Source organism: Marinobacter persicus (assembly GCF_002934325.1).
In the GTDB taxonomy this organism is placed as follows: Bacteria; Pseudomonadota; Gammaproteobacteria; order Pseudomonadales; family Oleiphilaceae; genus Marinobacter; species Marinobacter persicus_A.
In genome coordinates this window covers 1-19,191 of sequence record NZ_PTIV01000002.1, presented here as the reverse complement: position 1 = coordinate 19,191, position 19,191 = coordinate 1, and the positions used below count along the sequence as shown (strand labels likewise).

The window sequence follows — 19,191 nt, the reverse complement described above, 5'->3', positions numbered from 1 at the left end:
AGTTGTTGCCAATTCGGCAGCAGCCGGAGAGCCGTACACTCGGGGGCCGAACGGCCCCTTTTTTGTTAATGGATGCACAAAAGCTGTTGTTCTGGCACCGATTTAGGGCGTTCGGGCTGTCGTTTTTTTGCACATAGTCACAAGGTTTCTATACTCAGGGAGGAAACCAACAAAAAGGAGAGTGTCTATGAGCAAGGCAGTGAACGGAAAATTCCAAAGCATGGATCAGGCACGCAACACGAAAAACGATCTTATTGGCAGTGAAATTCCTCAGGATCTGATTTATATCGATGAAGGGGAGCAGACGATCCGGGTGATGCTGCCACCGGAAGAGGCCCGGGAAGTGTATGAGATCTTTGATCGTCACGGTGTGACGCACGAATAAATCCTGACCCCACTCTCAGACCTTCGCGCCGCCCGCACGTTAAAGGGCGGCCGAACGGCAGTCTCAACCCTATCGGTGACAACCCGTGAAGTTTCTTTTTGAAGTGCGCGTGAAGGAAGGCCACACGGCGGAGGAGTACGCCGAGGCCTGGGTCCGGGCCAGTAAAATTATTCAGCAGGCGCCGGGAGCCCGGGGCACGGAGCTTCATCGAAAGATTGGTGATCCCAACACGCTGATCGCGATTGCGTCCTGGGAAAGCAAGGAGCAGCGGGATGCGATGGAGAAAGAGCCTTCCCCGGAAGTGGATGACATCATCCGGCGGGCTGCCCCCTATGTGGAAATAACGCCGATTGGTGAGTTCGAAGATCCGGAGTGGGTGGTGATGCCCCCGGGCCGAAAGACCCGGGAGTCATAACCAGGCTAAACGACGAGTACCGGGCATTTTGCGTTGGATGCCACCCGGTGCGACACGCTCCCCAGAAACATACCGTCCTTGTCGCTGTTGGTACCTTTGGTGCCAACCACAATCAGGTCCACTTCCTTTTCCTTGGCAAAACGGACAATCACCTTGGAGGGCCGGCCGGCTTTCACGAAGCCCCGCACCTTGGTGGCGCCATGTTCCACGGCCAATTCCTTGGCATGATTCACCACATCTTTGGCGTACTGGGACAACACCTTGTCCGGAATATCCATGTCATCCGGCCGTCCGATGGACAGCGATGCCTCGAACAGGCTGTGATGCTTGTAGACGCACAGAATGAAGATCTCCGCCGCCGGGATCAGCTTCTGGAGTTCGATGGCCTTGTCCAGTGCTTTGAGGGACGTCCTTGAACCATCCACCGCCACCAGAATGCGATTGAACATAGTCTTCTCCTATTTGATAGTTGGCCTGGACTAGTCTCTGAACGCAACGTCACGCAGGAACAGGGCAATGTCCGGGAAGGCAATCAACAGACCGGCTGCCGCCACCAGCATGAAAATGAATGGCGGCGTGCCCCGGATCACGTCCATGTAAGGGCGTTTGAAAATCGCGATGGCGGTGAAGATGTCGCAGCCAAAGGGTGGCGTTGCGGAGCCTATGGCCACCTGCAGGGTGATCAGTACACCCACCAGTACCGGGTCCAGGCCGGTTGAAGCCACGGCTGGGGCAAAGATGGGTGTGAGCACCAGAATCACCACAATCGGGTCCACAAACATACAGGCGATGAAGAAGGACACGCAGATGGCGATGAGGACGCCAATCGGGCCGGCCTCGTTGACGCCAACCGCTTCCATGATGGCCTGGGGGATCTGGGCGAAGGAGATAATCCAGGAGAAACCATTACCGACCGCCACAAGGATGAACACCACAGCGGTAATCAGGCCGGTGGACTTGGCGATCTTGTGAATGTCGGGGAACTGCAGGGACCGGAAGACAATGAATTCCAGCAGGAAAGCATACAGCACGCAGACCGCCGCCGCTTCGGTCGGGCTGAAGATGCCGCCGTAGATACCGCCGACGATGATGACCGGGAACATCAGGGGCCACAAGGCATCCCTTACCGACAACGCACGCTGCTTCCAGGTGGACTTTTCCTCGGTCGGGACATCGTTTTTATAAGCGTAGATCAGGCAATAGATAGAGAACATGATCAGGATCATGATGCCGGGCCCGATGCCGGCAATGAACAGCTCGGCGATGGAGGTTTCGGAGATAACCCCGTAAATGATCATGCCGATACTGGGCGGAATCAGAAAGGCGATATCGCTCGAGTTGATGATCAGCGCCAGGGTGAACGGGTCTGAGTAGCCCGCTTTCAGCATCTTGGGGCGCAACGGGGAGCCCACCGCCACCACCGTCGCCTGGGTGGAGCCGGAGACCGCGCCAAACAGGGTGCAGGAGGCGGCGGTACTGATCGCCAGACCGCCCTTCACATGGCCGATAAAGGCCATGACCATGTTAATCAGCCGGTCCGCGGATTGGCCGCGGGTCATGATATCGGCGGCGAGAATGAACATGGGGACCGCAATCAACGACGCCGGCCGGATGCCACCCATCATCTGCTGGATGAACGTGCTCATCTGGCCGAAGCCATCAAACATCATTACAAAGCCGATCACCGCTGCGGTGGTCAGAGGAATCATCATCGGGAAGCCGAGAAGCAGCAGCCCGATCATGACGATCATCATTATTGTTGCCATGGTGTGCTTTCCTTAACCTTGGTCGTTCTTGCTGCTTCAGACTTCTTTTTCAGTATCGGCATAGCCGTCTGCCACACCAGTCGACAGATAGACATCTTCACTAGTGAGGTTTTTTATGGCGGTCAGGAGATATTGGATCCCGGTAATGGCAAGACCAACGGGTGCCCAGATGTAGATCCACCAGATCTCAAAGCCCAGGGCCGGCAGGATCCGCCCTCGTTGATAGAGTGTCTGTATATACTCAAAGGAGTAGTAACACAGGAAAAACATCACCATCGAGGTAAACAGAGCGATGAAGATCATCAGCACCCTTCTGGCTTTGGTAGGAAAGGAATCATAGAGCGCTGACATGCGGATGTGGCGACCGTGCCGTGCGGCATAGCCGATGCCAGCAAAGGTGATCAGGATGATCAGAATCCGGTTGACCTCTCCGGTATAGAACAGACCTTCGCCGAACACGAATCGCGCGATCACATTCACACAGGTATTGATAGCCATCAGGACGACGCCGGCTGACAGCATGACGGCTTCGATTTTGGATATCCAGACATCTATGGTGCCCAGGAAACCGGGCAAGCCGGACTCAAAGTGGCCGGTATCGTCTTCGATCTCCGGGGATTTCTCGGACATGGATTCTGCTCCAGAACATGTCGCTCCCGGCGGGAAAGTCCCCGGCGGGGCGGGGTTAAAGCGAGCCGGGAACCGCTATGGGTTCCCGGCATTCCTTCTGATTTACTCTTTGTCGCTTTGAACTTCTTTCAGGTCTTCCTTGAACTGGTTCAAGAGCTTTTTGCCGCTCTCGCCAGTCATCTCAATGAATTTGTCTTCCACCTGAGGTGCACGGGCCTTGAACGCTTCGATCTGTTCATCGTTCAGGCGGGTTACAGTTACCTCATCGCTGGCTTCCTTGATCTTCTCGAGGGATTTCTCAGCCAGGCCGTTGATGTGGACAATAATCTCGTCGAAGGCATAGTCCGCTGCATCCTGAATCAACTGCTGATCTTCCTCAGGCAGGCCATCATAGAAATCCTTGTTGGCCATGGAGGCGGTGGTGAACCAGCCGTGCTTGGTGAAGGTCAGGTGCGGTGATACTTCGTACAGACCGCCGGACTCGATCCAGAATATCGGGTTTTCCTGGCCCTGGATCATGTTGGTCTGCAGGGCACCGTAAACCTCACCCCAGGGCAGGGGAGTTGGTGTGGCACCGAAGGCCTCGTAGGTTGCCGAAAGAAGCGGGTTGGTCATCACCCGGATCTTCTTGTTGTTGAAGTCGGACGGTTTTTCGATGGGCTCGTTGGCCGTAACCACCATTTCGCCTTCCGGATACATCTGCAGCAACTCAAGGCCTGCGTCCGCATACAATTTCGGGAACATCTTGTTGATGGCCTCGGACTCACGGAAGAACTCGACCACGGTGTCCATGTCGGTAGGCATCAGATAGGGAATGAAGAAGATCTGTGCCTCAGGAATCAGGGAGCCGGTAAAACCGGGAGACTGGTTAACGAACTGCAGAATGCCAGAGAGGGTCTGCCCCATGATGTCGTCTGACTCCCCCAGCTCGCCGAAGCGGTAAACCTGCAGGGTGTGCTCGGAATTATCTTCGATGTATTCCTTGAAGGCATAGGCGTAAACGTCCTGAACGTCGCCTTCGTATTCCTCGTGGGCGTAGCGCCAGTTGTCAGCATGGACTGCGTTCGCGGCCGTCAGGCCGGCAAATGCCACGGCGGAAACGATGCCCAATTTACGGAATTTCGCTGTGCTGCTCATCGTCTTCTCTCCGATCTTTTTTTGATTAAGTTGTTGTTACGTTTTTAAAGATTGGCAAAACAATGACCGTTTCGCAAGAAAATGGCGAAAACAACTGAAATTCATTGGTTCGTCTTATGCGCCTTGCAAGTTCATGAATTTTCGATTTATTCAGAAGGCAATGCCGGGCTGCGGCTATCGGGGAGGCTTGTGGGGAAGTAAGACAGGCGGCCGTATTGGCCGCCCTGAGAACGTCAGGCTGCAGGGGCGTAAGAGTTACACCAGCCATTCTGGTTGACCTGAACATCGGCAAACTTGGGATGACGACAGTTACCCCAGCCACCGGAATTTTCACCGGCCCAGAAAACACAGTTGGAGCAGTGTTGACCTTTTTGGTGGCGGGCGCTGTCGGTGGTGGTGGAATCGTTCACGTAGCCCAGTGCATGGCCGTCTTCAGCGTGAGGCTTGGCGGCGTAGGCGTTGGATGAACCCACGGCCAGACCTGCCAAGGGGACGGCAGCGGCACCCAGTGCGGCGGTACGCAAAAACACTCTGCGGCTTTTATTGAAATCACTCATGGTTGGTCCTCTCTCATCGGTTTGGTTGTGCCAAACGGTCGCCCCCACCCGGGCTTTCATTTTTACTAGGGGAGGGCCGCCTTTTCACCGTATCAAATTGGTTTGATAGCTTGCGAAGTGTGGCGGCTTCAAACGGCAATTATTTCCGATGTTTAATGCGCGGGTAATCCTTCAGCTGGTGGTCCAGGCTTGGCGGTATTCGCTATTTATTGCCCTGGAGAATCGGTATTCTCATGGGGATAGGCGACCCTTTGGAGGAGTTATCGTGTCCAATACAGAGTATTACGAGAGCAACACCACGCTGGCGCAATATCTCGAATTCCATTTCGGCGAGTCCTGGCACGGGGAGGGCAATTTCCCCAAAGAGCTTGCCGATGCCGCTGTCGCCGCACTGGATGGCCGGCCCACCAGGCGGGCGCTGGATGTGGGCTGTGCCTGCGGCCGGACCACGCTGGAGTTGGCCCGGTATTTTGATCATGTAGACGGCGTGGATTATTCCCATCGTTTTATCGACAAATGCCGTGAGGTTATCCGGGATGGTGTGGCCCGTTACGCCCGTCCGGAGGAAGGAGAGCTGGTCAGTTACCAGGAACGCTCACTGGCTTCAATGGGCCTGCAGCCCTACACCAACAAGGTGGTTTTTCACCAGGGCGATGCCTGTGCTCTTGATCCGGAGCTTGGCGGATACGATGTGGTGGTGGCTGGCAACCTGATTGACCGGCTGTACAAACCAACCGCGTTTCTGGACAGCATCCGCTCCCGTATTAACGATCTGGGGCTATTGGTGATTGCGTCTCCCTACACCTGGCTGGAAGATCATACGCCCCGGGAGGAGTGGTTGGGCGGTTACCTGAAAGACGGCCAGCCCTACACCACCCTGGACGGTTTGACCGACGCACTGTCGCCCCACTTCCAGCTGCTTGCGGGCCCCCGAAGTCTGCCGTTTGTTATTCGGGAGACCCGGAACAAGTACCAGCACAGCTTTTCGGAACTCACCATCTGGGAAAAGCTGCCCGGTTAGCGGGTATTGCCCCGGCTTTCGCGCCGTAGGGCCCGTTCGCGTCGGCGTTCGCTTTCGCTGTGCTCGGAAATGGCCCGTTGCACGAACTCGATGTGTCGGCCGGCAATGGCGCGGGCGTCATCGGCACGTCCTTCGCCAATGGCGGCGTACAGCTTGCGGTGCTGCTCAATCAGTTCCTGGCGGGTTTTGGTTTCCCGGGCGTACATGCCGTTGATGCTGGTCAGGATGTTGTTCTTGAGCATGCTGAACAGGTTGCGCATGGTGTGCAGCAGCACGGCGTTATGGCTGGCCTCGGCAATAGCCAGGTGGAACCGGGCATCGGCCATGCTTTCCCGTTCAGGGTCCTGTTGCGAGTCCGTCGTATTCTGGTAGCAGGCTTCCAGTTCTTGCCAGGCCTGCGCCAGGTACTCCCGGTCAATCTCCGTGGCACGTTGGGCGGCGTAATAGGCGCAGTCTGCTTCCAGTGTACGCCGGAACTCCAGCAGATCACGGTGCGCTTCCGGGTGGCTTTCGAGCAGCGTGATCAGTGGGTCACTGAAGCTTGCGCCCAGGTTTTCGGTCACATAATTGCCGCCACCCTGCCGACTGTTCAAAAGGCCCTTGGCTGTCAATCGTTGCACGGCCTCCCGAAGAGAGGGTCGGGACACCCCGAACTGTTCCGCCAGGGCCCGTTCCGGAGGTAACCGTTGCCCAGGTTGCAGGGTGCCTTCCAGAATCATGCTTTCCAGCTGTTCCACAATGGTGTCGGCCAGCCGTTTCGGGGCAATCTGATTGATGGGCATGTGTCGCCTTCCTTCACTGCTTGAAATTGGTCATACCAATAAATGGTACGCCATTCGCGCTCTGTTTTGCAGTCTCTTGAATAATTCCTAGACTAAGGTCTTGAAGCTGACCTTTGACAGGCCGAGGCGCCTCCAATAATGTAGATGCCATATAGCTGTAAAGTGGTCTTACCAATTGTGGGTGAGCCCGGCATGCCCCGACTAGGCGGCGACACCCACCTGTTAGAGGAACGCCCAGAGGCGATGACTGATGAGTGAACTGTTCTACGATGCCGCTCCCAACGCCACCCGTGTGGCCCCCGAGCGGCCGAAAGTCAGGAACTACCCGGACAAGCCACCCGAAGTGACGTTGTTTGGCACCTGCGTGATGGACCTGTTTTTCCCGGAAGCTGGCCTGGACGCCATTCGTCTGCTGGAGCGCGAAGGCATTCGGGTGCATTTCCCCCAGGAGCAGTCCTGTTGCGGCCAGCCAGCCTGGACGTCCGGCTATGTTAAAGAGGCCCGCGAGGTGGCCCTGGCCCAGCTGAATCTGCTGGATAATGGCCGGCCAGTCGTGGTGCCTTCCGGCTCCTGCGCCGGCATGTTCCGACAGCACTACCGGGAAGTCTTTGCCGACGAGCCCGAGACCCTTAAACGGGTTGAGGATCTGGCCGAGCGTACTTTTGAACTGACCGAATTCCTGCTGCACGTGTGTCAGGTGCAGTGGCAGGATCTGGGCGAGCCCACGCAGATCGCCCTGCACACCTCCTGTTCCGCCCGTCGGGAAATGAACACCCACCTGCACGCCCGGCAACTGCTGGGCAAGCTCGAGAAAGTGGAAAGACTGGAACACGACCACGAAAGCGAGTGCTGTGGCTTCGGTGGCACATTCTCGGTGCGCATGCCGGAGGTGGCCGGTGCCATGGTTCAGGACAAGACCCGCTCGCTGATGGATTCCGGGGCGGTGGAAATGGTCACCGCCGATGGCGGCTGCCTGATGAACATCAATGGCTCACTGGAAAAGCAGGAAGTAGCTTTCCGGGGCCGGCACCTGGCCAGTTTCCTGTGGGAGCGTGTCAGCGGGGAGAAAGCATCATGAGCCAGCGCATACCGGTAACCGAACTGGAGAACAGCTTCCGCGGTCGGGCAAGCGAGGCGCTGGCGGACAGCCAGTTGCGCACCAACTTCCGCACCGCCATGGATTCGCTGATGCGTAAACGGGCGGACGCCTTCTCCGACCCGGACGAGCGTGAAGACCTTAGGGAGCTGGGCAATCACATCAAGGCACGCGCCCTGTCAAAACTGCCGGATTTGCTGGAGCAGCTTGAGACCAGGCTCACCAAAAACGGCGTGAAGGTGCACTGGGCTGAAACCACCGAGGAAGCCAACCAGATTGTCCATGGGATCATCGAGGCCAAGAAGGGCTCACAGGTGGTCAAGGGCAAGTCCATGGTGAGCGAAGAAATGGAGATGAACGACTACCTGGCCGAGCGTCACATTGAGTGCCTGGAGTCGGACATGGGCGAGTACATTGTGCAGCTGGATGGTGAAAAACCCTCGCACATCATCATGCCGGCCATCCACAAGAACCGGCACCAGGTCGCCCGCCTGTTCCATGACAAGCTGGGGGTGGAGGAAACCGACGATGTGAACGAGCTGATCCGCATCGGCCGGCGCACCCTGCGCAAGAAATTCATGGAGGCCGATGTGGGGGTGTCCGGCGTTAACTTTGCCATCGCCGAGACCGGCACCCTGCTGCTGGTGGAAAATGAAGGCAATGGCCGCATGAGCACTACCGCACCCCCGGTGCATGTGGCGGTGACCGGCATTGAAAAGGTGGTGGAAAACCTGCGGGATGTGGTGCCACTGGTATCCCTTCTGACCCGCTCGGCCCTGGGCCAGCCCATTACCACCTACGTGAATCTCATTTCTGGCCCGCGAAAACCCGACGAACTGGACGGCCCGGAAGAGGTACATCTGGTGCTGCTGGATAACGGTCGTACCCGCGCCTTTGCCGACGCCCAGATGCGCCAGACCCTCAACTGCATTCGCTGCGGCGCCTGCATGAACCACTGCCCCGTGTATACCCGGGTGGGTGGCCACACCTATGGCGAAGTCTATCCCGGGCCTATCGGGAAAATCGTGACCCCGCACATGGTGGGGCTCAAGCAGGTGCCGGATCACCCCAGCGCCTCCTCACTCTGTGGCGCGTGTGGAGAAGTCTGCCCGGTGAAGATTCCCATTCCCGAACTGTTGCAGCGGTTGCGCCAGGAAAACGTGAAGAGCCCCAAAGAGCACCCTAAGGTGAAAGACGGCGGGGCGAAGTACTCGCGTACGGAGCGGGCCGTCTGGAGACTATGGGCCGGCTTGAATACCAGTCCAACCATCTACCGGCTGTTCCTCTGGGGTGCAACGCGCTTTGGCAAACTGACGCCCAAAAACGTGGGTCCCTGGACCCAGAATCATTCGGCGCCTGTCCCGGCCCGCCGATCCCTGCATGATCTGGCCCGGGATCACCTGGGCTCGCAAGGTACAAAAGGAGGCCGGTCATGAGCGCCCGGAACAATATTCTGAACCGGCTCCGGACCAGTCTGGCCGGCACCGAACCCCGGCCGGATGATTTTAACGAAACGTTGGTCACCGAGCCCTGGCAGTACACGCCGGATAGCCGTATCCAGCGACTGCGGGCACTGATGGAAGCGGTGCAGACCGAAGTCCATCAACTGCCCGGTGAACAGTGGCCGGCAAAAGTACAGGCGTTGCTGGAAAGCCGAAATCTGTCCAACGTCCTCTACGCTCCCGGTACGGATCATGGCCAGAAACTGGCCGAGCATTGGCAGGCCCATGGAGCACGGCAGGACCTGGTGGCCTACGACCGGCCGGTGGAAGCGTGGAAAGAAGAGCTGTTCTGGGAAGTGGATGCCAGTGTCACGGGCACGGTTGGAGGCATCGCGGCCACCGGGTCACTGGTGTTGTGGCCGGATCGGCACGAGCCACGGTTGATGAGTCTGTTGCCGCCTCTGCACATTGCGCTGCTCAAGGCCAGCGAGATTGAGGATAATCTCTACGCCATCATGCAGAAGCAGAACTGGTCGGCGGGGCTGCCCACTAACCTTTTGCTGGTATCCGGGCCATCGAAAACCGCCGACATTGAGCAGGTATTGGCGTATGGCGCCCACGGCCCGAAGGAACTGGTGGTCCTCATCCTTGAGGATCAGTAGACGGCTTATTTGACGCCGAAACCTCGTTTTTCCAGGAATTCCTTCATGTGGGGGCGAAGCTTGCTGGTGAACAGCGGCTTCAGCTCCTGGGACCAGGTGCTGTCTTTCTTGCCCCCGGTTCTGGCCAGGTAATACTGGTGCATGGTGTCGTCAAAGGCGGCAACCTGCGCTTCATCCTGGCTGTCGTCGTAGTAGTCCTGCTTGAGGATGGTTTCCACCGGCAGGCGGGGTTTGACCTCCGGGTTGTGGTCCGGGTAACCAATGCACAGGCCAAATACCGGGAACACGTGGTCTGGCAGTTTCAGCAATTCACTGACCTGTTCAGGGTTGTTGCGCAGCCCGCCAATGTAGCAGATGCCCAGATCCTGGGACTCCGCGGCCGTTACCACGTTCTGCGCCATGAGCGCCGTATCGATGCTGGCCACCAGCAGTTGCTCGGTCATGCCGCGTACTACATCGGCGCCGGCCCTCTCGGCGGCTTCGGTGGCGCGTTTCATGTCGGCACAGAACACCAGGAACTCGGAGCAGGCCTTGATCCAGGGCTGCCCGCCGGCCAGCTCCGCCAGTTGCTCCCGGTTTTCCGGTTTGGTCACGCGGATAATGGAGTAGGCCTGCACCTGGTTGGAGGTGGCGGCGCTCTGCCCGGCCCGGATGAACTCTTCCAGGGCGCCTTCGGGCAGGGGCTGGTCCTTGAACTTGCGAATGGAACGGTGGGATTTGAGAAGCTCGATGGTCGGGTTCATGGGTCCTCGTCTTCGTCAGGAAAAAGATAACGATAGCCTTGTTGTCCGGCAGGAGGCAAGGGAAGAGGGCCATGCATCGGAAATGGCTGTAATGCATCGGGTGTTTCCCAGCAGCAAGCGGTTACTGGGAATCACTGCTAATGTAGTAATATCCGTGGGTTAAGATTCAAATAAAAATACGCAGGACGCTTTTAAATGTCGGAATCGGCGAGTCGAGCAACTCCTACCCCTTCAGCACGGAACAAAGTGATCATTGTTTACCTGCTAATGATGCTGGTTCTGGTGGGGGGGGCCGCCGTTGTCGTTTTCCAGACCCATCAGCAGACCCGGAAAGCGGCCGTGAGCCGCCTGAACGCCCGGGCGGATCTGGCGACCGAGCTGGTCACCCAGGCCTTCATGACGTCCGACTACGGCCTGCGTACCCTCGCGGGCTTTATTGAACCCTTGGCGGAGCAGGCCAGCATTGTTTCTGGGAGCGGGCTGGAAAGCCTGGAGCAAACGCTGGATCAGAAGCGGGATCTGCTGGAGTACCTGGACGGGCTTTTTGTCATGGGTCCCTTGGGGCGGGCACTGTATAGCTCTGAGAGCCTGCCTGGTGACCAGGTGCCCGGCTGGTCGTTCCTGCGCCAGCAGTTAAGCGGGATGTCCGGTAGCCAACTGATCACACCGCTCTATAAAGATCCCACCACGGGCCAGTTGTCGATCTGGCACCTCCGGGCACTTTATGCGTCCAACGGCGCCGTCACTGCTTATCTAGCTGCCAGACAGACAACGGAGCTGCTGACGTCATCCATGGGCCATCTGTCGTTGTCGGAGGGCCAGAGCCTCGCCGTTCTGGATGAGAACATGACCGTGGTTGGCCGACTTCCCGGTACCCCCGGAACCCTGCACACCGGCACCCGGGTGCAGGAACCCCATACCAGTGAGTTTATTGAGAGTGGCCAGGCCCGGAGTCAGGTGTTGACCAGCTCCCCCGTCGATTCCGAAGAGCGGTTCTATGCGTTTCGACGGGTCAGTGGCGCGCCCTACATCGTTATTGTGGGCGAAAAAATGTCCGTGGTAATGCACGGTTGGTGGCAGAGCCTGTGGGTTATCGTGATTGGGGTTCTGCTGGTGGGAATCGTCGGCCTGGTGCTCGTTTGTCAGTTACTGCGGCGCCAGGCCGCCGAGCAGAAGCTGATTTCCGAGAACCGGGAGCGTCAGGCACTTCAGAATTCCGCGCAGTCCAACGAAGCCCGCCTGCGGGCGCTGATCCATTCCATTCCAGACCTGATTTTTGTGTTCGACCAGCAAGGTCGGTTTGTGTTTGTTCATGCCTCCGATGAGTCAATGTTGCTGGGACCGGTTGAAGAACTACTGGGAGCCCATTACCAGGAGGTGCTGCCTGCGAAGCTGGCGAACCGGCTTGATGCAACCCGGGAGCAGGTGGAGCGAACCGGCGAGCCGGCGGAGCTGGAGTACCAGTTGGAACACGAAGGGGAAGTGCGAGAGTTCTCCGCCAGGATCACGGTGCTGGTGGACCAGGAAAACCGTAACAACGGGTTCCTGGCGGTGGTGCGGGACGTCACCGAGAGCAAAATCCAGGAAGCGGAGTTGCGCATTGCCTCCACGGCCTTTGAAACGCATCTGGGCATGGTGATCACCGACGAGCACGGGGTGATTCTCCGGGCCAACAGGGCCTTCACCAAGATCACCGGTTATGAAGAGCACGAAGTGGTGGGCAAAACCCCGGCGGTGTTGCAGTCCGGGCTGCAGGACCGCGCCTTTTACCAGAATTTCTGGGCCAGGGTGAAGGAGAATGGCTCCTGGGAAGGAGAAATCTGGAACCGGAAAAAGAACGGCGAGATCTACGCCGAGTGGTTGACCGTAACCGCCGTCCGGGGCGAGGAAGGCCAGGTCCTCAACTATGTTGGTACCTTCCATGACATTACCAAACGGAAGGAAGCCGAACGCCGTGCCCATCGGCTGGCGTTTTACGACTCCCTGACCGGACTGGCCAACCGGGTTTTGCTGGAAGACCGGATAGCCGAAGCCGTGAAAAGCAACGTGCGGCAGAAAACCTACGCAGCCCTTCTGCAGCTGGAGCTGAATCAGTTCCGGGCCATCAACGACACCCGTGGCTACGAGGTTGGGGACCTGGTGCTGAAAACAGTGGCGGACCGTCTCGGTAAGCTGATGCGTGGTAGTAACACCCTTGCCCGTATCGGGGGCGACGAATTCGCCATCCTCCTGCTCAGCCTTGGCCCCACCGAGGAAGCGGCGGCCCGGGCGGCCGAGCTGATGGCAAATCAGGTCCTGAACCTGTTCGAGCACCCGGTGGCGGTGGCTGATTACAACGTGCCGATCAGCGTGAGCATTGGCATCACGTTGATGAGTGGTCAACAGACCCCATGGGATCAGCAGATCCAGCGTGCGGAACAGGCCACCCAGCAGGCCAAACAGCAAGCCAGGCAGCAGGGTGCCAGACCGGTTGCCTTCTTCGATCCGGAAATACAGGCCCGTACGGTAGCGAACATTCTCCTGGAAGACGAGCTGCGAAATGCCCTGTCTGCCGACCAGCTGCAACTGTTTTTTCAGCCGCAAATACGTAACCCGGACCGGTTGCAGGGGTATGAAGTGTTGTTGCGGTGGCAGCATCCCGAGAAAGGACTGATCTCGCCGGGCGTATTCATTCCCCTGGCCGAGCAGAATCGCCTGATCGTGCCGATCGGTGAGTGGGTGCTGCGCCGGGCGTGTGAGCAGTTGGCGCGTTGGCAGGACGACCCGGCGACGAAAGACCTCTACCTGGCCGTGAATGTCAGTGTTTACCAGTTCCAGAACCGTCAGTTTACCGAGCAGGTGGCTGCCATCCTGGAGGAGACCGGCGCGCCGCCCCACCTGCTGGAGCTGGAAGTGACCGAGAGCTTGCTGATGGACGATCCCGAGTACATCACTCAGGTAATGAATGACTTACGAGCTCTGGGCATCCGTTTCTCCCTGGATGATTTTGGTACCGGCTATTCATCGCTCAGCTACCTGAAGCGCCTGCCGCTGGACCAGGTCAAGATTGACCAGTCCTTCACCCGGGATTTGGGTGAGAACAACGCCAGTGGTGCCATTGTTGACTCGATCATCGGGTTGTCCAATGGCCTGGGTTTGCAGGTGATTGCCGAAGGTGTGGAGACAGAGGCGCAGAGGGACTGGCTGGTGGAACACGGTTGCCGCCATTTTCAGGGTTACCTGTTTGGCCGGCCGGGACCATTGCCCGCCGACAACTGAGGAACTCGGTTGCCGGCGGCCGGGGAGGTCAGGCAGCGGTTTTTCCGCGATTTTCCGAGGCGTCCGTTGGCACCAGCGCCTGTGCCAGGTCTTTCATATGCAACGTGCCGACCTGATCGTCACCGCGCATAACGCGGAACCTGAGCGTCATATCGCCACCGGATTTCCGCAGTACCTCCTCCAGGTTGTCTTTCTCGGAGATATCACCGGCATACTCGGTTTCCTCAGGATCGGGCTTGCTCATGGTGGAGCGTACCCGCAGCACCCGTGCCCGGTTAATGTCACTGATGAAGTCGACAATGTACGGGTCGCCCGGGTGGAGCAGGATATCCTGCGGGTCGCCCTGCTGAACCACCTCCCCTTCCTTGAGAATCACCAGATGGTCCGCGAGTTTCAGTGCTTCATCCAGGTCGTGCGTGATGAACACGATGGTCTTCTTCAGCTCTTCCTGAAGCTCCAACAGCAGATCCTGCATGTCGGACCGAATCAGTGGGTCCAGCGCCGAGAAAGCCTCGTCCATCAGCATGATCTGGGCATCGGAAACCAGGGCGCGGGCGATGCCTACCCGCTGCTGCATGCCGCCCGACAACTGGTGAGGATACTGGTTCTCGTTACCTTCCAGTCCGACCCTGGCCAGCCACTTTTTGGCGTCCGTTTCAAAATCGTCGGTGGTATAACCGCGAATGTCTTTTGCCATGCCGGCATTTTCCAGCACGGTTTTGTGCGGTAGCAGAGCGAATTTCTGGAACACCATGGACATGCGCTCCCGTCGTAACTGGCGAAGCTGTTCCTCGGTGTAGTTCATGATGTCATCGCCTTCCACCTGTACCTCGCCCGCGGTGGGGTCAATCAGGCGGTTGAGATGGCGGATCAGGGTGGACTTGCCCGAACCGGACAAACCCATGATGACGGTAATCTCACCTTCATGGACATCCACATTGATGTCACGCAGGCCCAGAACGTGATTATGCTTTTCAAGCATTTCCGCCTTATGCATGCCCTCACGTGCGTATTCCAGTGCCACCTCTGGGGTGGGGCCGAAAATTTTGTAGAGATTTTTGATGGAAATCTTCACGTTGCGTGTCATGTGCCGTACCTCAGTGCTCTTTTGACACGTCGATGCGTGCAAGGGATGCTTTTGTTACCCGGTCCAGGATGACCGCCAGAATCACAATGCCCAGGCCGGAGACCAGGCCGACGCCCAGTTCCAGATTACGGATGCCTCGCAGTACCAGTACGCCCAGACCCGGTGCGGATACCAGGGAGGCGATAACAACCATGGCAAGGCTCATCATGATGGTCTGGTTCACGCCCGCCATGATGTTGGGCAGGGCCAGTGGGATCTGCACCTTGTACAGTTTTTGCCGGGGCGTCATGCCGAAGGCATCGGCGGCTTCGATTACGTCTTTGTCCACCAATCGTATGCCCAGGTTGGTCAGGCGGATGACGGGCACGATCGCATAGAGAATAATCGCGATGCCGTAGAGCTTGGATTCGGTCACGCTGAACAGAAAAATCAGCGGAATCAGGTACACAAACGGTGGCAGCGTCTGCAGCATGTCGAGTATCGGGGTGACGATGCGCTGAAGGCCGTCGCTCCGCGCCATGGCAATGCCAATGGGCACCCCGAACAGTACGCAGAGAAAGGCGCACACCATGATGATGGCCAGCGTTTGCATGGCGTAGTCATAGTGGTCAATAAACGCCATCGCGACGATGCTGGCGCCCACGAATGCCACCAGTTTCCAGGATTTGGTGACCACGAATACAACGGCCAACAGCACGGGGATGACAATCCACCATGGGGTGTTGAGCATGGCGTAAAGCGCGCCGTCCAGAAACCAGCTCAGGGGCTGGGTCAGTGGATCGAGCACCAGGCTGAGGCTGTCCTTGATGGCCAGGAAGCCTTGCTCCAGCCCTTTGGTCAGTTCTCTTGACTGGGGAAAGGCGGCGCAGGATTCATTGAGCGCATCCATGGAAGGGAATGGCGTATCCCAGAGCGAAGTGTCTTCGGTTTTGCCTCCGCTGGTTTTATTCAGCAGGTCGGCCATCGACATCGGGCCGCTGCTTTTGCCTTCGGAACACCATTCCTTGAGCCCGAGAGTTTCAAACAGGGGGTCGTAGGTTGCCATGGGCGGTCAGTGTCTCCTGCGCACATCAGAAATTAGGTGGTTGTCGGAAAACAGCCCGGGGCATGGGAGGGGAATGCCCCGGGCAGGGCAGGTTAATCAGTTAAGGATTTTAGCCAGCCGTTTTGTTGCCGAATCGTTCAGCCAGGTGGACCACTCATCACTGTTGTTGCTCAGGAAGTAGACGGCCGCTTCCTCGCCGGTGGCGTTGTTCTCATCCATCCACGCCAGGATGGAGCTCATGGTGGCGGTCTTGAACGTCATCTTGCTCAGCATCTCAGCGACTTCCGGCTCACGCTCTTTGAAGTCGGTGGTGATCGAGGTCAGGACGGTTGCTGCCGGGAATTCGGAAACGCCGGGGTTGTCCGCATCCGGGGTCTGGTTTTTCTGGTGAACGTCCTGTTTGTACTCACCCAGCTCGACACGGGTCATGTCGTACTTGCCGAGAGGTACGGTCGGGCCCCAGTAGTAGCCGAACCATGGCTCTTTGTTCTGAACGGCGGAGGCCATGGACGAGGCCAGGGTTTCGCCGGAACCGTGGTTAAAGACTTCAATGCCGGATTCTTCCAGATCCAGGGCGCGAATCAGATTGTCGCTGACCACACGGCAGCCCCAGCCATCCGGGCAGTTATTGAAGGTGCCGCCGACCAGCTCAGGATTGGCCATGACGCCCTCGATGGTGGTCAGTTCCGGATGTTCCTCGGCCAGATAGGTGGGGATCCACCAGCCTTCAACGCCGCCCGGGTCCAGTACCTTGCTGACCCGCTCGACTTTGCCCTGTTCCTCGAGGCGCAGGTAGGCTTCGCCAGCGGAGTTCAGCCAGAGTTCGGTAATAATGTCTGGTTCACCATTTTCGGCAACGGAGGTTACCGCCGGTACGGTGTCGGAAGGCACAATGGTGACGTCACAGCCGTAGCCCTGCTCCATGATGAAGGTGGCCACGTTGGTCACCACGGTGTTGGAAGCCCAGTTCATTTCGGTGATGGATACCTCGCCGCACTCGGCTTGTGCCAGTCCGGGAACTGAGAGCGCGCACAGCATTGCAGCAGACGTAAGCTTTCGCATAGTCACTTTCCTCTTTCGGGTTTTTTATGATTGGAATGTCGTTCCGATAATGGGAAGCCGCGATCCGGGCGGATCGGGATAACTGCCATGTTTTGTTCACGAATGTGATGTGACAAACCAGTGAATCTCGGTTAATACCTACAATTAGGATAACGGACCACTGAGTAGTTGCAAGGGCGTATTCCGGATGCGCCTTTAATCAGACATGCTTTTTGCTTGTGGTGTGGGGAGTAGGCCTACCCTCTTAGTTTTCTGTTTCACTATGTGCCCCCTGTATTCTTAAGATACAGGAATAAGATTAGACCTCCCCTTGTTCTCGTGAAAATGTTTGCATGAAAGCCATTCGAGCCTCCCGTTTTTCCTTTGTGTTTCCTCTGTTCGTGGTGCTGCTTTTTGTGTCTAAGGTACATGGTGCGGAAAAACACCTTGCCTATCTGGTGCCCGACGCACGGATCCCTTTCTGGAATATCATGGCAGATGGTATCCGGCATGAGGCGGCAGAGCTTGATTACCGTATCTCTGTTTACAGTGCCGAAAACCAAGCCAAAAAAGAACTGGAGTTCACCGCCAGGGCGATCCGGGAGGAAGTGGACGGCATCATTTTGTCGCCTACTAATTCTTCGGCGGCGGTCACTGTCCTGAAGCTTGCCGAGCAGGCCGGGATTCCGATGGTCATTTCGGATATTGGTGCGGATTCCGATAATTACGTCAGCTACATACAGTCCAACAATTACCAGGGTGCCTACGATCTTGGAGAGATGCTGGCTCTGAAGATGGAGGACAAGGGCTGGTCAAACGGCACCGTGGGCATCATCGCGATTCCGCAAAAGCGGGATAATGGTAAGGCTCGAACCAGGGGCTTTCTGAATGCGTTGGAAGAGCAGGGCATCGGTTCTGCCGGCATCTTTCAACAGTCAGACTTTTCCTACCGTGAAACCTACGATTTCACTCGCAAGCTGATTGCCCGTCACGCGGACCTTCGCGCTATTTGGCTGCAGGGGTCGAACCGATACCAGGCAGCCCTGGACGCCATGGCTGATGCTGGCAAGGCGGACCAGTTACTGTTGATCTGCTTTGACGCTGAACCGGAATTCTTGGACATGATTGCCGGTGGTGAACTGGTGGGAGCTGGCATGCAGCAGCCGTTCCTCATGGGCGAAAAAGCCGTTGATACAATGGACCTTCATTTACATGGTCGTAAGGTCAAAAAAGTTCAGCAAGTGGACGTGCTGCCGGTGTCCGGAAGGAACCTGGATCAGTGGTTGCCCCTGATAATGCGAAACGTGTTGGGTCATGGGATGGAATCGCAATGAACTCGACTGTGGCGGGAGATAACAGAGCGCCTTCCCTGATTGTGCGGGCAACGCTGGCGATGATTTCTGTGATCCTGCTGGTGTTCCTGCTGCACGCTGTTTACGTGTACACCTCACAGCGTGCCGAGATTATTGATGCGACGAAAGATGACATCAACGAAAGCCTGCAGCGGTTGAGCGAAAATATTGCCCCGTTCATGGCCGCCTATTCTGTCAATGAATACGAAAAATTGGTGGCTACGGAAACGGCACTGAAAGAGCATTTCGCCGTGGTGGTGAAGGACCGGGAAATGGGGGAGATCATCGGCGAGCCCTATTACGTTTCCGGCCGGATTCGCTCAGAGGAGGGTGGGTACGTTGCCTATCAGAAAGACAGTGCCGCGCTGAATGAGCGATTGGGGCAGGCTTACATGTCGGATACGGCTACAATTACCGGCGCAGATGGAGAGGCGCTTGGACAGGTGTCGGTATATGCGTCGGATGCTCCTCTGGTCGCGAAGCTTCACAAGGTTATTGTTGAAGAGCTTCTCACTATACTCGTTCTTTCGGTGACCCTTTCGCTGTTGTTAATCGCGGTGTTGCGACGTTATTTCCTGCATTCCCTACAACGGATTGATTTGGCGATAAGGCATCGTGACGAAGAAGGTATTCCCCTTCAGCCCGTGCCGGATCTGCAGTATCGCGAGATTCGTGGGTTACTAATCCGAAATAAAGTAAGCGAACATTACCCGGAGATATAAGCCAGGTCCGGATGACCGAAAAACGATTTCAATAGCTTTGGCAATTTCTG

Annotated in this window: 19 protein-coding genes; 9 read left to right on the top strand and 10 right to left on the bottom strand. The window is 57.3% G+C overall.

Annotated elements, in window-relative coordinates; genetic code table 11:
* Positions 1-187 precede the first annotated feature (187 nt).
* Positions 188-385 (top strand): hypothetical protein, encoded by a 198-nt coding sequence (locus BY454_RS01275; protein WP_104414826.1) that lies wholly within the window; start codon positions 188-190, stop codon positions 383-385.
* An 85-nt stretch (positions 386-470) separates the two neighbouring features.
* Entirely contained in the window at positions 471-800 is a 330-nt protein-coding gene (locus BY454_RS01270; protein ID WP_104414825.1) for an antibiotic biosynthesis monooxygenase family protein, read from the top strand.
* Between the two features lie 5 nt (positions 801-805).
* On the opposite strand, the gene BY454_RS01265 is transcribed toward BY454_RS01270, so the two are convergent.
* The 5 genes from BY454_RS01265 to BY454_RS01245 all read right to left on the bottom strand — a co-directional run bounded on the left by BY454_RS01265 (position 806) and on the right by BY454_RS01245 (position 4,890).
* Positions 806-1,249 (bottom strand): universal stress protein, encoded by a 444-nt coding sequence (locus BY454_RS01265; protein ID WP_104414824.1) that lies wholly within the window; start codon positions 1,247-1,249, stop codon positions 806-808.
* A gap of 30 nt (positions 1,250-1,279) precedes the next feature.
* Complete coding sequence (locus BY454_RS01260) at positions 1,280-2,566, bottom strand: TRAP transporter large permease (protein WP_104414823.1); 1,287 nt, start codon at positions 2,564-2,566, stop codon at positions 1,280-1,282.
* Positions 2,567-2,602: 36 nt separating this feature from the next.
* Positions 2,603-3,196: a TRAP transporter small permease gene (locus BY454_RS01255; RefSeq protein WP_104414822.1), complete on the bottom strand. Its 594-nt coding sequence runs from the start codon at positions 3,194-3,196 to the stop codon at positions 2,603-2,605.
* Between the two features lie 102 nt (positions 3,197-3,298).
* Positions 3,299-4,333 carry a TRAP transporter substrate-binding protein gene (locus tag BY454_RS01250; RefSeq protein ID WP_104414821.1) on the bottom strand — a complete coding sequence of 345 codons (1,035 nt, stop codon included), beginning with the start codon at positions 4,331-4,333 and terminating at the stop codon, positions 3,299-3,301.
* 233 nt (positions 4,334-4,566) lie between these two features.
* A complete protein-coding gene (locus BY454_RS01245; protein WP_104414820.1) occupies positions 4,567-4,890 on the bottom strand; it encodes a high-potential iron-sulfur protein in 324 nt (107 codons plus the stop codon).
* Between the two features lie 265 nt (positions 4,891-5,155).
* Between BY454_RS01245 and BY454_RS01240 the strand changes: the two genes are divergently transcribed.
* Positions 5,156-5,911, top strand: a complete 756-nt coding sequence (locus tag BY454_RS01240) for a putative 4-mercaptohistidine N1-methyltransferase (RefSeq protein ID WP_258075510.1) — start codon at positions 5,156-5,158, stop codon at positions 5,909-5,911.
* On the opposite strand, the gene BY454_RS01235 is transcribed toward BY454_RS01240, so the two are convergent.
* Positions 5,908-6,693, bottom strand: a complete 786-nt coding sequence (locus BY454_RS01235) for a GntR family transcriptional regulator (RefSeq protein WP_104414818.1) — start codon at positions 6,691-6,693, stop codon at positions 5,908-5,910. The genes BY454_RS01240 and BY454_RS01235 overlap by 4 nt on opposite strands.
* A 250-nt stretch (positions 6,694-6,943) precedes the next feature.
* Here BY454_RS01235 and BY454_RS01230 point away from each other — a divergent pair, with 250 nt between their 5' ends.
* Genes BY454_RS01230 through BY454_RS01220 form a run of 3 tightly spaced genes read left to right on the top strand, consistent with a single transcriptional unit; the run spans position 6,944 to position 9,893 of the window.
* The gene (locus BY454_RS01230) at positions 6,944-7,771 is read left to right on the top strand and encodes a (Fe-S)-binding protein (protein ID WP_104414817.1); all 828 of its coding nucleotides are present in this window, start codon (positions 6,944-6,946) and stop codon (positions 7,769-7,771) included.
* The gene (locus tag BY454_RS01225; RefSeq protein ID WP_104414816.1) at positions 7,768-9,225 is read left to right on the top strand and encodes a LutB/LldF family L-lactate oxidation iron-sulfur protein; all 1,458 of its coding nucleotides are present in this window, start codon (positions 7,768-7,770) and stop codon (positions 9,223-9,225) included. The genes BY454_RS01230 and BY454_RS01225 overlap by 4 nt, the downstream gene beginning before the upstream one ends.
* Positions 9,222-9,893, top strand: a complete 672-nt coding sequence (locus BY454_RS01220; protein ID WP_104414815.1) for a LutC/YkgG family protein — start codon at positions 9,222-9,224, stop codon at positions 9,891-9,893. Before BY454_RS01225 ends, BY454_RS01220 begins: the two co-directional genes overlap by 4 nt.
* Positions 9,894-9,898: 5 nt before the next feature.
* On the opposite strand, the gene nfsA is transcribed toward BY454_RS01220, so the two are convergent.
* Positions 9,899-10,636, bottom strand: coding sequence for an oxygen-insensitive NADPH nitroreductase (gene nfsA / locus BY454_RS01215; protein ID WP_104414814.1), 738 nt, complete (start codon positions 10,634-10,636; stop codon positions 9,899-9,901).
* A gap of 195 nt (positions 10,637-10,831) precedes the next feature.
* Here nfsA and BY454_RS01210 point away from each other — a divergent pair, with 195 nt between their 5' ends.
* Positions 10,832-13,894 (top strand): bifunctional diguanylate cyclase/phosphodiesterase, encoded by a 3,063-nt coding sequence (locus tag BY454_RS01210; protein ID WP_104414813.1) that lies wholly within the window; start codon positions 10,832-10,834, stop codon positions 13,892-13,894.
* Between the two features lie 28 nt (positions 13,895-13,922).
* On the opposite strand, the gene BY454_RS01205 is transcribed toward BY454_RS01210, so the two are convergent.
* The 3 genes from BY454_RS01205 to BY454_RS01195 all read right to left on the bottom strand — a co-directional run bounded on the left by BY454_RS01205 (position 13,923) and on the right by BY454_RS01195 (position 17,088).
* Entirely contained in the window at positions 13,923-14,981 is a 1,059-nt protein-coding gene (locus BY454_RS01205; RefSeq protein ID WP_104414812.1) for a quaternary amine ABC transporter ATP-binding protein, read from the bottom strand.
* A 10-nt stretch (positions 14,982-14,991) separates the two neighbouring features.
* The gene (locus tag BY454_RS01200; protein WP_104414811.1) at positions 14,992-16,026 is read right to left on the bottom strand and encodes an ABC transporter permease; all 1,035 of its coding nucleotides are present in this window, start codon (positions 16,024-16,026) and stop codon (positions 14,992-14,994) included.
* 96 nt (positions 16,027-16,122) lie between these two features.
* Positions 16,123-17,088: an ABC transporter substrate-binding protein gene (locus BY454_RS01195; RefSeq protein WP_104414810.1), complete on the bottom strand. Its 966-nt coding sequence runs from the start codon at positions 17,086-17,088 to the stop codon at positions 16,123-16,125.
* A 332-nt stretch (positions 17,089-17,420) separates the two neighbouring features.
* On the opposite strand from BY454_RS01195, the gene BY454_RS01190 reads away from it, so the two are divergent.
* Both BY454_RS01190 and BY454_RS01185 read left to right on the top strand, forming a co-directional pair.
* Entirely contained in the window at positions 17,421-18,401 is a 981-nt protein-coding gene (locus tag BY454_RS01190; protein ID WP_104414809.1) for a substrate-binding domain-containing protein, read from the top strand.
* Positions 18,398-19,141, top strand: coding sequence for a hypothetical protein (locus tag BY454_RS01185; RefSeq protein ID WP_104414808.1), 744 nt, complete (start codon positions 18,398-18,400; stop codon positions 19,139-19,141). Before BY454_RS01190 ends, BY454_RS01185 begins: the two co-directional genes overlap by 4 nt.
* Positions 19,142-19,191 lie beyond the last annotated feature (50 nt).

Excerpts from the sequence above, each read along its gene's own strand:
- BY454_RS01275 (WP_104414826.1), top strand. The coding sequence starts at position 188 with ATGAGCAAGGCAGTGAACGGAAAATTCCAAAGCATGGATCAGGCACGC.
- BY454_RS01265 (WP_104414824.1), bottom strand. The coding sequence starts at position 1,249 with ATGTTCAATCGCATTCTGGTGGCGGTGGATGGTTCAAGGACGTCCCTC.
- BY454_RS01260 (WP_104414823.1), bottom strand. The coding sequence starts at position 2,566 with ATGGCAACAATAATGATGATCGTCATGATCGGGCTGCTGCTTCTCGGC.
- BY454_RS01255 (WP_104414822.1), bottom strand. The coding sequence starts at position 3,196 with ATGTCCGAGAAATCCCCGGAGATCGAAGACGATACCGGCCACTTTGAG.
- BY454_RS01250 (WP_104414821.1), bottom strand. The coding sequence starts at position 4,333 with ATGAGCAGCACAGCGAAATTCCGTAAATTGGGCATCGTTTCCGCCGTG.
- BY454_RS01245 (WP_104414820.1), bottom strand. The coding sequence starts at position 4,890 with ATGAGTGATTTCAATAAAAGCCGCAGAGTGTTTTTGCGTACCGCCGCA.
- BY454_RS01235 (WP_104414818.1), bottom strand. The coding sequence starts at position 6,693 with ATGCCCATCAATCAGATTGCCCCGAAACGGCTGGCCGACACCATTGTG.
- BY454_RS01230 (WP_104414817.1), top strand. The coding sequence starts at position 6,944 with ATGAGTGAACTGTTCTACGATGCCGCTCCCAACGCCACCCGTGTGGCC.
- BY454_RS01225 (WP_104414816.1), top strand. The coding sequence starts at position 7,768 with ATGAGCCAGCGCATACCGGTAACCGAACTGGAGAACAGCTTCCGCGGT.
- BY454_RS01220 (WP_104414815.1), top strand. The coding sequence starts at position 9,222 with ATGAGCGCCCGGAACAATATTCTGAACCGGCTCCGGACCAGTCTGGCC.
- nfsA (WP_104414814.1), bottom strand. The coding sequence starts at position 10,636 with ATGAACCCGACCATCGAGCTTCTCAAATCCCACCGTTCCATTCGCAAG.
- BY454_RS01210 (WP_104414813.1), top strand. The coding sequence starts at position 10,832 with ATGTCGGAATCGGCGAGTCGAGCAACTCCTACCCCTTCAGCACGGAAC.
- BY454_RS01205 (WP_104414812.1), bottom strand. The coding sequence starts at position 14,981 with ATGACACGCAACGTGAAGATTTCCATCAAAAATCTCTACAAAATTTTC.
- BY454_RS01200 (WP_104414811.1), bottom strand. The coding sequence starts at position 16,026 with ATGGCAACCTACGACCCCCTGTTTGAAACTCTCGGGCTCAAGGAATGG.
- BY454_RS01195 (WP_104414810.1), bottom strand. The coding sequence starts at position 17,088 with ATGCGAAAGCTTACGTCTGCTGCAATGCTGTGCGCGCTCTCAGTTCCC.
- BY454_RS01190 (WP_104414809.1), top strand. The coding sequence starts at position 17,421 with ATGAAAGCCATTCGAGCCTCCCGTTTTTCCTTTGTGTTTCCTCTGTTC.
- BY454_RS01185 (WP_104414808.1), top strand. The coding sequence starts at position 18,398 with ATGAACTCGACTGTGGCGGGAGATAACAGAGCGCCTTCCCTGATTGTG.